At 63.4% G+C, this 13,719-nt stretch carries 11 protein-coding genes; 6 read left to right on the top strand and 5 right to left on the bottom strand.

The features are described from left to right. Nucleotides 1–92 precede the first annotated feature (92 nt). From GEV01_RS16905 to GEV01_RS16895, 3 genes are read left to right on the top strand one after another with little or no spacing between them, the layout of a single operon-like run. Nucleotides 93–1,919 (top strand): type I secretion system permease/ATPase, encoded by a 1,827-nt coding sequence (locus GEV01_RS16905; RefSeq protein ID WP_152806503.1) that lies wholly within the window; start codon nucleotides 93–95, stop codon nucleotides 1,917–1,919. A gap of 4 nt (nucleotides 1,920–1,923) precedes the next feature. Then, complete coding sequence (locus GEV01_RS16900) at nucleotides 1,924–3,282, top strand: HlyD family type I secretion periplasmic adaptor subunit (RefSeq protein WP_152806501.1); 1,359 nt, start codon at nucleotides 1,924–1,926, stop codon at nucleotides 3,280–3,282. A gap of 1 nt (nucleotide 3,283) precedes the next feature. Next, nucleotides 3,284–4,648 carry a TolC family outer membrane protein gene (locus GEV01_RS16895; protein ID WP_328595535.1) on the top strand — a complete coding sequence of 455 codons (1,365 nt, stop codon included), beginning with the start codon at nucleotides 3,284–3,286 and terminating at the stop codon, nucleotides 4,646–4,648. An 87-nt stretch (nucleotides 4,649–4,735) separates the two neighbouring features. On the opposite strand, the gene GEV01_RS16890 is transcribed toward GEV01_RS16895, so the two are convergent. From GEV01_RS16890 to GEV01_RS16880, 3 genes are read right to left on the bottom strand one after another with little or no spacing between them, the layout of a single operon-like run. Continuing rightward, nucleotides 4,736–5,635: a sulfurtransferase gene (locus GEV01_RS16890; protein WP_152806499.1), complete on the bottom strand. Its 900-nt coding sequence runs from the start codon at nucleotides 5,633–5,635 to the stop codon at nucleotides 4,736–4,738. 59 nt (nucleotides 5,636–5,694) lie between these two features. After that, nucleotides 5,695–6,006, bottom strand: coding sequence for a type II toxin-antitoxin system HicB family antitoxin (locus GEV01_RS16885; protein WP_152806497.1), 312 nt, complete (start codon nucleotides 6,004–6,006; stop codon nucleotides 5,695–5,697). Between the two features lie 9 nt (nucleotides 6,007–6,015). After that, nucleotides 6,016–6,198: a type II toxin-antitoxin system HicA family toxin gene (locus tag GEV01_RS16880; protein WP_152806495.1), complete on the bottom strand. Its 183-nt coding sequence runs from the start codon at nucleotides 6,196–6,198 to the stop codon at nucleotides 6,016–6,018. Between the two features lie 127 nt (nucleotides 6,199–6,325). Here GEV01_RS16880 and dnaE point away from each other — a divergent pair, with 127 nt between their 5' ends. Continuing rightward, entirely contained in the window at nucleotides 6,326–9,871 is a 3,546-nt protein-coding gene (dnaE, locus tag GEV01_RS16875) for a DNA polymerase III subunit alpha (protein WP_152806493.1), read from the top strand. Between the two features lie 24 nt (nucleotides 9,872–9,895). Here the strand turns inward: dnaE and GEV01_RS16870 are convergent, their stop codons facing one another. Next, nucleotides 9,896–10,129 carry a DUF6139 family protein gene (locus GEV01_RS16870; protein ID WP_152806491.1) on the bottom strand — a complete coding sequence of 78 codons (234 nt, stop codon included), beginning with the start codon at nucleotides 10,127–10,129 and terminating at the stop codon, nucleotides 9,896–9,898. 41 nt (nucleotides 10,130–10,170) lie between these two features. Continuing rightward, on the bottom strand, nucleotides 10,171–11,145 hold the full coding sequence (locus GEV01_RS16865; protein WP_152806490.1) for a VirK/YbjX family protein: 975 nt from the start codon (nucleotides 11,143–11,145) through the stop codon (nucleotides 10,171–10,173). 339 nt (nucleotides 11,146–11,484) lie between these two features. Here GEV01_RS16865 and GEV01_RS16860 point away from each other — a divergent pair, with 339 nt between their 5' ends. Both GEV01_RS16860 and GEV01_RS16855 read left to right on the top strand, forming a co-directional pair. Then, nucleotides 11,485–13,122: a sensor histidine kinase gene (locus GEV01_RS16860; protein ID WP_152806488.1), complete on the top strand. Its 1,638-nt coding sequence runs from the start codon at nucleotides 11,485–11,487 to the stop codon at nucleotides 13,120–13,122. Beyond that, complete coding sequence (locus tag GEV01_RS16855) at nucleotides 13,112–13,714, top strand: response regulator transcription factor (protein WP_152806485.1); 603 nt, start codon at nucleotides 13,112–13,114, stop codon at nucleotides 13,712–13,714. The genes GEV01_RS16860 and GEV01_RS16855 overlap by 11 nt, the downstream gene beginning before the upstream one ends. The last annotated feature ends 5 nt before the right edge of the window (nucleotides 13,715–13,719 follow it).

Genomic DNA, 13,719 nt, shown 5'->3' with positions numbered 1-13,719 from the left:
CACATTTTTTGAGGAAATTCAGCGATAATGTCGGCTATCGTCGAAATTGCGGCGATCCCTTTTTTGTAAGGTCGTGCAGCGCACGAAATGACATGAAAAACAAATTACTCGATTCAAAGAACGAAATTGCTCAGGTGCTGCGCACCTTCAAGAGCACCTTTGTCACGGTCGGCGTGTTCAGCGCGATCAGCAACCTGCTGATGCTGGCGCCGTCGCTGTACATGCTGCAGGTCTACGACCGCGTACTGGCCAGCCGTAACGAAATCACCTTGCTGATGCTGTCGCTGATGATCGTCGGCGCCTATCTGTTTGTCGGCGCCCTGGAGCTGGTGCGTAGTTTCGTGCTGGTGCGCGTCGGCGCGCAGTTCGACATGAAGCTCAACAAGCGCATCTACAGCGCGGCCTTCGAGCAGAACCTCAAGCGCAGCGGCGGCAACGCCGGCCAGGCGCTGGCGGATCTGACCAATGTGCGCCAGTTCCTGACCGGTAACGCCTTGTTCGCCTTCTTCGACGCGCCATGGTTCCCGGTCTACCTGATCGTGATCTTCGTCTTCGAACCGTCGCTGGGCCTGTTCTCGCTGGTCGGCACCGTCCTGCTGGTGATCTGCGCCTACGTCAACGAACGCGTGTCGCACAAGCCGCTGAGCGAAGCCAACGCCATGGCGATCGCTTCCAACACGCTGGCGACCAACAATCTGCGCAACGCCGAAGTGATTGAATCGATGGGCATGCTGCCCAACCTGATGAACCGCTGGTTCAAGCTGCACGGCAAGTTCCTGCACCTGCAGGCGGAAGCCAGCGAGAAGGCCGGCGTGATCGGCGCCGTCACCAAGTTTGTCCAGGTGTCGCTGCAATCGCTGGTGCTGGGCTTTGGCGCGCTGCTGGTTCTTGAAAATAAAATCTCCCCGGGCATGATGATTGCCGCCTCCATCCTGGTCGGCCGCGCGCTGGCGCCGGTGCAGCAGGTGATCGGCGTATGGAAATCGTTCAGCTCGACCCGCAGCGCCTACGAGCGCCTGACCATGCTGCTGGCCGCCAATCCGGCCCGTGCCGCCGGCATGGAACTGCCTAAGCCGCTGGGCAATGTGTCGGTCGAAGGCGTGACGGCGGCGCCGCCGGGCTCGCAGGCGCCGGTGCTGCGCGGCGTGAATTTCTCCATCGCCGCCGGCGATGTGCTGGGCGTGATCGGCCCCAGCGGTTCGGGCAAATCGACGCTGGCGCGCTTGCTGGTCGGCGTGTGGCCGGCCGGGCTGGGCAAGGTAAGGCTGGACAGCGCCGATATCTATACCTGGAACAAGAGCGAGCTCGGGCCGAGCATCGGCTATCTGCCGCAGGATATCGAACTGTTCAGCGGCACCATCGGCGAGAACATCGCCCGCTTCGGCGACGTCGATCCGGAAAAGGTGGTGCAGGCTGCCAAGCGCGCCGGCATCCATGAACTGGTGCTGCATTTCCCCGACGGCTACAACACCATGCTGGGCGACGGCGGCGCCGGACTGTCCGGCGGCCAACGCCAGCGCCTCGGCCTGGCGCGCGCCATGTACGGCGATCCGTCGTTCCTGGTGCTCGATGAACCGAACTCCAACCTGGACGATGTCGGCGAGGCCGCATTGGTGCAAGCGATTAACGACCTGCGCGCGCGCGGCAAGACCATCGTCCTGATTACCCACCGCACCAGCATCATCGCCGCCACCAGCAAGCTGCTGATGTTGCGCGACGGCCAGGTGGCGGTGTTCGGTCCGACCAACCAGGTGCTGGCGCACCTGCAGGAGAACAACCAGAAGCAACTCGAAGCGCAGCAAGCGGCCCAGCAACAGCAGGCCGCGCAGCAGGCGGCCCAGCGTGCCGAGGTCGATGCACAGCAGGTTGCGCAACAACAGCAGGCAGCTGCTGCCGCTGACGCGACGGAACAGGAGTAATGCGATGAATATGATTAAAAAGCAGGAACCCGCGGCGGAGGTCATCACCCATGATGTGGCGCCGCTGACGGTCAATACGGATGCCTCGTCGTACGCGCGCATGGGCTGGATACTGGTGCTGGTCGGCTTTGTCGGCTTCCTGGTCTGGGCTACCTTCGCACCGCTCGACAAGGGCGTGCCGCTGTCCGGCACCGTGGTCAAGGAAAGCAACCGCAAGGCGATCCAGTATCAGGCGGAAGGCATCGTCCAGGATATCCTGGTCAACGATGGCGACCACGTCAAGCAAGGCCAGGTGCTGGTGCGCATGAACGGCACCCAGGTCAAGTCGAACATGGATGTGACGATCGCCCAGTACCTGGGCGGCCGCGCCGCCGAGGCGCGCTTGCAGGCCGAGCTGGCAGGCAAGTCGCAGATCCCGTTCCCGTCCAAGCTGCAGCCGTACAAAGACGATCCGCGCGTGCCCGGCATTATGATGCTGCAGGAACAGTTGCTGACGTCGCGCCAGTCGGCGCTGCGCAACGAGCTGGCCGGCTCCGATGAAAACATCGCCGGCATCACCTCCCAGGCGCGTGGCCTGGAAGAGTCGCGCAACGCCAAGAAGGAACAGCTGGCCATCGCCAAGGAACAAATGGACAGCACGCGCGAGCTGGCCGCCGAAGGTTATGTCGCCCGCAACCGTTTCCTCGATCTGCAGCGCACCTATTCGCAGCTGATCGGCCAGATTGCCGAGGACGTCGGCAACCTCGGACGTTCGCGCCGCCAGATCGCCGAACTGAATCTGCGCAAGATGCAGCGCACGCAGGAATACCAGAAGGAAGTGCGCACGCAGCTGGCTGAAACGCAGAAGGAAGCCGAGGCGCTGGAAGGCCGCCTGAAAGGCCAGGCCTTCGAAGTCGGCAGCATTGAAATCAAGTCGCCGGTCGATGGCACGGTGCTGGGTTCGACCGTCTTCACCCGCGGCGGCATCGTCAGCCCTGGCGCGAAAATGATGGAAATCGTGCCGACCGACGATTCGGTGGTGGTGGAAGGGCAGCTGGCTGTCAACCTGATCGACAAGGTGCATCCGGGCCTGCCGGTCGAACTGATCTTCGCCGCCTTCAATTCGAACAAAACGCCGCATATCCAGGGTACCGTGATCCAGGTGGCGGCCGACCGCGCCGTCGAGGAGCGCACCGGCAACCCGTACTACAAGGTACGCGCCAAGGTGACGCCGGAAGGCGCGAAAATGATCGCCGCCAAGAAGATGGCGGTCGTGCCAGGCATGCCGGTCGAGATCTTCGTGAAAACGGGCGAACGCAGCATGATGAGCTACCTGCTGAAGCCAGTGTTCGATCGTGCAAAAACCTCAATGTCGGAGGACTAACGTGGCACACATCCTGAAACGCGCGCAGCGCCTGACGGTGATGGCGTCCGCCGTGGCGGCTGCGGCGCTGCTGTACACCCCGGCGGCCGGCGCGCTGGGCCTGATGGAAGCGTACCGGGCCGCGCTGCAGAACGATGCGACCTATCGCTCGGCATACTATGCGAGCGAGGCCGGCAAGGAAAACCGTGCGCTGGGCCTCTCCAACCTGCTGCCCCAGGTCTCCGCCAACTATGGCTTGACCCAGGTACGCAATACGGTCACGCAAGCTCCGCCGCTGCCCGTGCTGCCGCAGCAGATCTATGCGCGCGATTACCTGAGCCGCTCGACCGGCATCCAGGTCCGCCAGAGCCTGTTCAATCTGGACGGCTATGCGCGCTACAAGCAAGGCGGCTATCAGGCCGACTACACGGCGGCGCAGTTCGAGAGCCAGCAGCAGGAAGTGGTGTCGCGCGTGATCAGCGCCTATCTGGACACGCTGTACAAGGGCGACCTGCTGATGCTGGCGAAAGTCGAGCGCGATGTGTACGTCGAGCAGCGCAAGGTCAATGACCGCCTGTTTGAAAAAGGCGAGGGTACCCGCACCGACATGCTGGAAAGCCAGGCACGCCTGGATTCGTCCGAAGCCGCCGTGCTGGAAGCGCAGGATGCGCTGGCACTGTCGCGCACCACGCTGGGCAGCATCATCGGCGGCGATGTCGGCGAGCTGGACAAGCTGGTGCCGGACTTCCAGACCCGCCCGCTCGACAGCGTCAGCTTCGAGGAATGGAAGCGCATCGCGCTGGAGCGCAATCCGGATATCAAGACGCTGGGCTACGGCGTCGATATCGCGCGCCTGGAGGTGCTGAAGGCACGCGCCGGCCATGCGCCGCGTATCGATCTGGTCGGTAACTACAGCCGCAGCGCTTCCGATTCGATCCAGACTTACGATCAAAGCACGGTCTCGCGCAGCATCGGCATTCAGGTCAACATTCCGCTGTACTCTGGCGGTTCGGTCAATGCGCAAAGCCGGATGGCCGTCGCGAACCAGGAAAAAGCCAAGGCCGACTTGCAGATCCAGATCGACAAGACCGTGGCCGAACTGCGCAAGGACTTTGACTTCATGCTGAGCGCGATCACGCGTGTCAATGCCTTGCAGAAGGCGGTGGCATCGTCCGAGCTGCTGATCAAGGCTACCCAGCAGAGCGTCAAGGGCGGCGTGCGCATCAACCTGGACGTGCTCAATGCGACCCAGCAGCTGTACGTCAACAAGCGCGACCTGGCCCAGGCGCGCTACAACTACCTGATCACCATGCTGCGCATGCGGGCGGCGGCGGGTACCTTGTCGGAAGCCGACGTGCGGGAAATCGCCCCGTATTTTCGCGGGTGAGCATGATGGACGGCAGGCAGTAACGGCCATCGCCATGAAAAAAAGCCGCGCATCGTTGGATGCGCGGCTTTTTTTTATGGGCGGTGCTTACGCCGCCTGGTCCTTGCCGTAGCAATGCGGGCACGATTTCTCGTACACGTATTCCGGCGCCAGTTGCTGGCGCGGCGTCACCACCGAGCGGCAGACGAAGCATTGCACGGTCTCGGTCGGTTCCAGTTTCGGATTGAGCGCGGTGCGGTAGTCGAACACGAAGCAGTCGCCGGTGTAGTGGGCGCCGCCGACTTCCTCGAAGTACTTGAGGATGCCGCCTTCGAGTTGGTAGACGTTGTCGTAGCCGATGTTCTGCATGTGGATCGCGGCCTTTTCGCAGCGGATGCCGCCGGTGCAGAAGGTCACCACGGTCTTGCCGGCGAAGTCGTCCTTGTGGGCGGCGATCACTTCCGGGAACTCGGTGAACTTCTTGATGCGGTAGTCGACCGTGTGGTCGAAGGTGCCGACGTCGACTTCGAAATCGTTGCGGGTGTCGACCATGACCACCGGGCGGCCGTTGTCGTCGACGCCGCTGTCGAGCCAGCGCTTGAGCGTGTGGGCTTCGACGAAGGGCGCGCGGCCTTCTTCCGGCTTGATCAGCGGCATGCGCATGGTGATGATTTCTTTTTTGATCTTGACCAGCATGCGCTTGTGCGATTGTTCGGCCGAATAGCTTTCCTTCACTTCCAGGTCGGCGAAGCGGGCGTCGCTGCGGACCCAGGCCAGGAACTCGTCGATGTGCGAGCGCGGGCCGGACAGGAACATATTGATGCCTTCCGGCGTCAGCAGGATGGTGCCTTTCAGTTCCAGCCGCTTGCAAATGTCCTGGTACAGCGGGCGCATCGCCTCGGTGTCGTCGAAGGTGACGAATTTGTAGGCGGCGATGTTGACGTGAGCGGCAGCGGCAGCGATGGCGGCGGCATGCGCTTCAGCTTGTAAAGCAGTATTAGCGTGCATGGTGGCAGGATCAAAAGAAGTAAGGAGCCGACATTATACGCAAGGTTGAGCAATTTAGCTCAAGATGTGCCTAAAAAACGAGCACACTGGTTGACGTTCTTAGTTGTCAATGTTGCTGGATCGATTGATATGACTGCCCAAATCCAACCGAAAAATTCAGGATTCACATGGTGCTCCGCGAAAGAGCGTGCCGGTGGGGCGCTACCGCCATCCTCTATCACCGTCGCTAGCCAGAGTTCTGCAGCTTCACGAGCATTGTCGATAGCCTCATCCAGGGTGTCGCCTGCGGAGAAACAACCTGGAAGATCAGGTATGACAACGCCAAATGCATGGGTTGCGTCACCAGGCTCAATTGCGATCGGATACCTCATGATGATGTCCTATTTCAGTCCAGCTTGCTTGAGTAGTTTTTGAACCAAGCCTACCCCGAGATCTTTTTTAGGATGCGGTACGCTGATGTGTCCGCCTCGCTCCGGGTGCGAGTAGATGTGGTGGGATCCCCTGACGTTGCGGAGTATCCAGCCGGCTCGTTCTAGTTGCTTGATCAGGTCGGCGCTATTCATTCGCCTATCGTACGTATAGCGTAACACCGCACGCCGAGCTGGCGCAAATGGGGCTGCAAATCAGATTCATCGCACCCGGCCGCCGCACGGTAAAATAGCTGGTTATTGAACCAGCATTGAGCGGCGTATGAACATGGTAGCAAACGAACAAGAAGTGGCGGCACCGGCAGCGGCTCTCCCGACCGGACCGGATTTCGTCCATCTGCGGGTGCACTCGGAATACTCCATCGTCGACGGCCTGGTCCGCATCGACGACCTGGTCGGCAGCGCCGCCAAGGACAAGCAGGCGGCGCTGGCCGTCACCGACCTGTCCAATATGTTCGGCATGGTCAAGTTCTACAAGGCCGCGCGCGGCAAGGGCATCAAGCCCGTGGTCGGCGTCGATGTCTGGATCACCAACGACGACAACCGCGACAAGCCGCACCGCCTGATGCTGTTCGCCAAGAACCACATGGGCTATCTGCAGCTGTGCGAACTGCTGTCGCAAGCCTGGCTCACCAACCAGTACAAGGGCCGCGCCGAGATCCGCACCGAGTGGCTGGCCGAGCTGACCGCCAAGACCTATCCGCTGCTGCCCGACGTCAATCCGGCCAACGGCCTGATCGTGCTGTCCGGCGCGCACTTCGGCGACGTCGGCATGGCGATTGAAAACGGCAATCCGGCGCTGGCCGAAAAGAACGCGCAGAAGTGGGCGCAGATCTTCCCCGGCCATTTCTACATCGAGATCCAGCGCGCCGGCCAGGCCAACCAGGAAGCCCAGGTGCGCCACGCGGTGGCGCTGGCCGCCAAGCTGGGCCTGCCGGTGGTGGCCACGCATCCGGTGCAGTTCATCAACAAGGACGAGTTCATCGCCCACGAGGCCCGCACCTGTATCGCCGAAGGCGAAATGCTGGCCAATAACAAGCGCGTGCGCAAGTTCAACGAGCAGATGCGCTTCCTGTCGCAAGCCGAGATGCGCGAGCTGTTCCACGACCTGCCGGCCGCGCTGCAGAACTCGGTGGAAATCGCCAAGCGCTGCAACCTGACGCTGACCCTGGGCAAGCCGCAACTGCCGAACTTCCCGACGCCGGGCATGACCATCGACGAGTTCCTGCGCGCGGAAACCCGCAAGGGCCTGGAAGAGCGCCTGGAGCAGCTGTATCCGGACCCGGTCAAGCGCGAGCAGCAACGGCCGCGCTACGAGGAGCGGCTGGAGTTCGAGAACAACACCATCATCAACATGAAGTTCCCGGGTTACTTCCTGATCGTGGCGGAGTTTATCCAGTGGGGCAAGAACAACGACGTGCCGATCGGGCCGGGCCGGGGTTCGGGCGCGGGCTCGCTGGTGGCGTATGCGCTGAAGATCACCGACCTCGATCCGCTGAAGTACAACCTGCTGTTCGAGCGTTTCCTGAATCCCGAACGCGTCTCGATGCCCGACTTCGACATCGACTTTTGCCAGGAAAAACGCGACCTGGTGATCCAGCACGTCAAGGACTTGTACGGCCGCGACGCGGTGTCGCAGATCGCGACGTTCGGTACCATGGCGGCCAAGGGCGCGATCCGCGACGTCGGCCGCGTGATGGACTTCGGCTACAACTTCTGCGACGGCGTCTCCAAGCTGATTCCGTTCAAGCCGGGCAAGCCGGTGTCGATCGCCGAGGCGATCGAAGAAGAACCGATGCTCAAGGAACGCCAGCAGAACGAGGAAGAAGTGGCGCAGCTGCTGGACCTGGCGCAACAGGTCGAAGGCATCACCCGCAACATCGGCATGCACGCCGGTGGCGTGCTGATCGCACCGGGCAAGTTGACCGACTTCTGCCCGCTGTACACGCAGGGCGGCGACGGCGGCGTGGTGTCGCAGTACGACAAGGATGACGTCGAGGCCGTGGGCCTGGTGAAGTTCGACTTTTTGGGCCTGACCACGCTGACCATCCTGGACCGCGCAGTCCGCTACATCAAGATGCTCGATCCGAAAGAGGCCGAGTTCGACCTGGCGCGCCTGCCGCTGAACGACCGCCCGTCCTACGAGCTGCTGACCAAGGCCAAGACCGTGGCCGTGTTCCAGCTGGAGTCGCGCGGCATGCAGGGCATGTTGAAAGATGCCCGTCCCGACCGCTTCGAAGACATTATCGCGCTGGTGGCGCTGTACCGTCCGGGCCCGATGGACCTGATCCCGGACTTCTGCAAACGTAAGCACGGCGAAAAATTCGACTATCCCGATCCGCGCACCGAATCGATTCTGTCCGAAACCTACGGCATCATGGTGTATCAGGAGCAGGTGATGCAGATGGCGCAGATCGTCGGCGGCTACTCGCTGGGCGGCGCCGACATGTTGCGCCGCGCGATGGGTAAGAAGAAGGCCGAGGAGATGGCCGAGCACCGCGAGATCTTCCGCGCCGGCGCCGCCAAGGATGGCCTGACCGCGCAGAAGGCCGACGAGATTTTCGACTTGATGGAAAAGTTCGCGGGCTACGGCTTCAACAAGTCGCACGCCGCCGCGTATGCGCTGCTGTCGTATCACACGGCTTACCTGAAGGCGCACCATCCGGCCGCGTTCATGGCAGCCAATATGTCGCTGGCGATGGAGGATACCGAGAAGGTCAAGATCCTGGTCGAGGATTCGATCGACATCTGCGGCCTGACCATCCTGCCGCCGGACATCAACAAGTCCGACTTCCGCTTCATGCCGGACGGCCCGCCGCCTTCGGTGACGGGCAAGAAGGTCACGCAGATCCGCTACGGCCTGGGCGCCTGCAAGGGCGCCGGCCAGAATGCGATCGAGGCCATCATCGCCGCGCGCACCGCCGGCGGCCCGTTCACCAGCCTGTTCGATTTCTGCAAGCGCGTGGACAAGAAGCAGATCAACCGCCGCACCATCGAATCGCTGATACGCGCGGGCGCCTTCGACTGCCTGGCGATCGACCGCGCCATCCTGCTGGCCTCGGTCAGCTTCGCGATGGAGTGCGCGGACCAGGAAGCCAAGGCGGCCAACCAGGTCAGCCTGTTCGGCGGCGACGATTCCGACCTGGTGGCGCCGCCGGAGTACGTGAAGGCCGCGCCGTTCACCGACCGCCAGAAGCTGGCCGAGGAAAAGATCGCGCTGGGCTTCTACCTGTCGGGCCACATGTTCGACTCGTTCGCGCCGGAAGCGCGCCGCTTCGCCCGCACCAAGCTGTCCGAGCTGGAGCCGTCGCGCGAGCCGCGCATGTTGTGCGGCGTAATCACCGGCATCCGTCCGCAGATGACGCAGCGCGGCAAGATCCTGATCGTCACGCTGGACGACAAGACGGCGGTGGTCGAAGTGACCGTGTATTCGGAAGTGTTCGAAGAGAACAAGCGCATGTTCAAGGACGACGAGTTCCTGGCCGTGGTCGGCAAGGTGTCGGAAGACCGCTTCTCCGGCGGCCTGCGCATCTCGGCCGAGAAGGTGTTCGACATCGTCACGGCGCGCATCAACTACGGCAAGCAGCTGGGCATGGCGCTGCCGGCCTCGGTGGACGTGCGCAAGATGGCGGAGGTGCTGGCGCCGCACCGCAACGCCGACGGCTTGCCTGTGTCGGCGCGCATCACGCCGCAGGGCGTGGGCTGCGTGGTGCAGCTGGGCGAAGCGTGGCGCGTGGCGCCGTCGGACGAGCTGCAACTGGCGCTCCAGCAGGTGCTGGGCGCCAAGGACGTGGCGATCGAGTACTAGCGTCACTCCCCCGGGGGGATGACGCTACATCTGTTCGCTGATGCTGGTGATGGCGTAACCCTTGGCGCCTATCTGCTCCAGAGGGTGGACGATGTGGTAGCGCGCCAGGTCGTCGCGCTCGTCGTCGACTTCCACCTGCCTGGCTTCGGGATGCCAGTCGGTATTGGTGGCTTCTTCGGGGATGGGCTTGCCCTCCGGCACGGCCAGATAGCTGTGCTTGCCCATTGCTTCATCTCGGCAATAAATATCCACACGCATGGTATTTCTCCTTGGACGAAAAAGCCATGGTACCGGATTTTTCAGGCCAGTGCGTATTCGTCGCCGTCGCGCGCACCCAACGGCAACGTCGTGTAGTGCTGGCCCAGAGAGGTCGGTACCGCTTCGAAGCGCGGCGCGTGCAGGCCGGCGCGTACTGCCACGATCAGGGCCGCCAGCGTTTCATGGCGCTTGCGTGCTTCCGAGCGTTTTTTCGAGGCGATCGCCGCCAGGTCGGGCGCGGCCAGCGCTTCGCACGGCAGGCGCCAGTCGCCGTCGGCGCGGCGGCTGGCGTCCAGCTCCTGCCACAGCGTGTCGTAGTCGGCGTGCACCTTGCCCTGGCGGGCCGCGCCGCAGACCACGCGGTTGGCGTTGCTGACCAGGCGCAGTTCGACGCAGCCGTAGTCGTGGCCGATCTGGCTCAGCAGCTTGACCATCAGATTCTTCGGCCGCAGGCCGTGCAGTTCGCGCGTGGCGTCCTTGATCACTTGCAGGCCGTGTTCGCTCTTCGATCCCTGCATGCAGCCTATGCCCAGCTGCATGCCGCGCACGCCCTGCAGGAAGCTGAACGCGCAGCTGTAGACCAGCTCGCCGTCCTGCTTGAGTTGCAGCACCAGTTCGCCCTCGCGTTCCATCGGCTCGATGGCGCGCAGCTCGATCTGGTATTGCACGCCGGACTTGCCCTCGACGCTGCCCAGCACCACGCCGCCGCGCGCGGCGCGCACCGTCAGCGGCCCCAGGCCCTGGCGGAAGATGAAGCGGTAATGCTGCTGCAACAGTTCGACGCGCTGGGCGCAGTCCATGGTGTTGCTCAGGTAAGGGCGGTATATCTTGTAGACCAGGCGCGGCTTGGCCTTGACCAGGTCCATGAACAGCGGGTGGGAGTTGAGCAGTTGCAGCCAGCCGTAGGTGGCCTGGCGGTGCAGGAAGGCGCGCAGCGACAGCTTGAACGTCTCGCGTACTTGCTTCAGGCCGTGGAAACCGGCGGCGCCGGAGCGGATGGTGATTAACTGCGACATCGGTCGTCTCTCAGGAAAAACGGGCTGCAAGGGGTTGGTGTGGCGGCAGCTGCACGGGAGACATCAGTCACTGGCCGACGAGGATGGGGGCGGCACACTTGCTTTAGTGTCTTCTCGTCAATGGTAGGTGCCATTACGACATGTGTGCATCGTAAATCCTGTGTAACGTATTGTAAATTGGGGTAAAGGCTTACGGTTTTCCCTTAATAATTGCTGCTTCGGAAAAGTAAGTGTTGTATAGAGGCGAAAGCGCCGGCATAAGGGGAACGCGTAGTAGCGAAAAGCAATGCGCGATGAATTATGGCAATGCATAATGCTACATAACGATACAAAGCCACCATGCCACTGACTCCTAAGCCGTCGCGCCTGTCCTACCTGGAATTCCCGGCGTTCATCGCGCTGTACCTGCTGTTCGATTGGGCCACCTATATCGATCCCTTGTACGGCTTGAACATCACGCCCTGGAATCCGGACCCGGCGCTGGGCCTGGTGTTCTGGCTGCGCCATGGCTGGCGCGCGGCGCTGCCGTGGCTGCTGGCCCTGATCGGCGGCGAACTGCTGGTGCGCGGCATGCCGGCCGGCTGGACCGTGAGCCTGCTCAGCTCCTTGTGGCTGGCGGCCGGTTACGGCTTGCTGGGCGCGGCGCTGCGGCGACGCTTCGGCGACGGCGGCGTGTTCGACAGCCGCGACCGCCTGTTCCAGTGGCTGCTGATCGTGGTGGTCGGCACCCTGGTCAACGATATCGGCTACATCACCGTGCTGTCGGCGGCCGGCTTGATCCCGGCCGGGCAGTGGGGCGAGGCGGTGCTGCGCTTCGGCATCGGCGACGTGGTCGGGGTGCTGGTGTCGATGCCGCTGATCTGGATGCTGTCCAGCCCCAGCGGCCGCCAGCGCCTGAAGGCGACCGTGTGGCGGGCCGAGACGCTGGCCTATCTGGGGCTGGCGATCTGCGTGCTGTACATGGTGTTCGGCACCATCGCCACCTCGGAGTTCAAGCATTTTTACTTCCTGTTCCTGCCGGTGATCTGGGCGGCTTTCCGCCAGGGCCTGTTCGGGACGGCGCTGATGGTGTTTGTGCTGCAGGCCGGCATTGGCGCGCTGGTCAAGTGGAACCATGCGGTCAACATCGCCGTGCATGAGTTGCAGATGCTGGACGCGGTGCTGGCGCTGGTGGGCTTTTCGATCGGCATCGCGGTCGACGAGCTGCGCAAGGTGGCCAGCGAGTTGAAACAGACGCTGCGCCTGGCGGCGGCCGGCGAGATGGCCGCCGCGCTGGCGCACGAGTTGAACCAGCCGCTGACGGCGCTGGGCGCCTACGGCAAGGCCTGCGAGTTCCTGCTGGAGCGGGGCGAGAGCGGCGAGGTGCTCAAGGGCGCGATCCAGCGCATGATCGCCGAATCGGGCCGGGCCGCCGACGTGGTGCGGCGGCTGCGCGATTTCTTCCGCACCGGCGCCATGAAGCTGGAGGCGGTCGACGCCGGCCAGCTGGTATCGGGCATCAGCCAGCAGTTCTTCGGCCAGATGCGCGAGCACGGCGTCGAGCTGAAGGTGGGCGAGATCCCGCCGCTGGCCATCCTGGCCGATCGATTGCAGCTGGAGCTGGTGCTGCGCAACCTGCTGGCCAACGCGCTGGAGGCGGTGCAGGAGCGGCCGGCCGGCGCGCGCCGCATCACGCTGTCGGCGCAGCGGCTGGACGGCAAGCGCCGCCCCGGCCAGGCGCCGCTGCGGGGCGGCTGTTTGCAGCTGTCGGTGGAGGATAGCGGCACGGGCGTGTCGGCGGCGCTGGCGGCGCGCTTGTTCGAGCCCTTCGTCTCGTCCAAGGCCAGCGGCCTGGGGCTGGGACTGGTGCTGAGCCGCGCCATCATGGAGGCGCACGGCGGTTCGCTGTGGGCCGAGGTGGGCGAGCACGGAATTTTCAGGTTGGCGCTGCCCTTGGCACGCCCGTTGGAGCAGGATGGAGAACACTATGCAGCATGATTTGACCGTATTCATCGTCGACGACGATCCCTCGGTGCGCGACGCGCTGGGCCTGCTGCTGGGCGTGCGCGGCTACCGCACCGCCATGTTCGCCAGCGGCGAAGCCTTCCTGCAATCGTGGCAGCCGGCCTGGAGCGGCTGCATGCTGATCGACATCCGCATGTCCGGCATGGACGGCCTGAGTCTGCAACTGGAGCTGCAGCGGCGCGGCTGCCCGATCCCGGTGATCATCATGAGCGGCCACGGCGACGTCAGCATGGCGCGCGCGGCCTTCAAGGCCGATGCGGTGGACTTCCTGGAAAAACCCTTCGACGACGCCAAGCTGATCGGCGCCATCGACGAGGCGCTGGCGCGCGCCCGCAGCGTGCACAGCGAGCAGCAAAAGCGCAGCCGCAACGTCACCCTGCTGAGCGAGCTGACGCCGCGCGAGCGCGAAGTGATGGAGTTGGTGGTCACGGGCCGCCACAACCGCGAGATCGGGCCGGCGCTGGGCATCAGCGTGCGCACCGTGGAAGTGCACAAGGCGCGGCTGATGGCCAAGCTGGGGGTCGACAATGTCGCCGACCTGGTACGGATTACGATGCAGGATTAAAGGAC

Source organism: Rugamonas rivuli, assembly GCF_009380165.1.
GTDB classification, from domain to species: Bacteria; Pseudomonadota; Gammaproteobacteria; order Burkholderiales; family Burkholderiaceae_D; genus Rugamonas; species Rugamonas rivuli.
The sequence above is the reverse complement of the archived record's forward strand: the minus strand, read 5'-3'. Positions and strand labels throughout refer to the sequence as shown.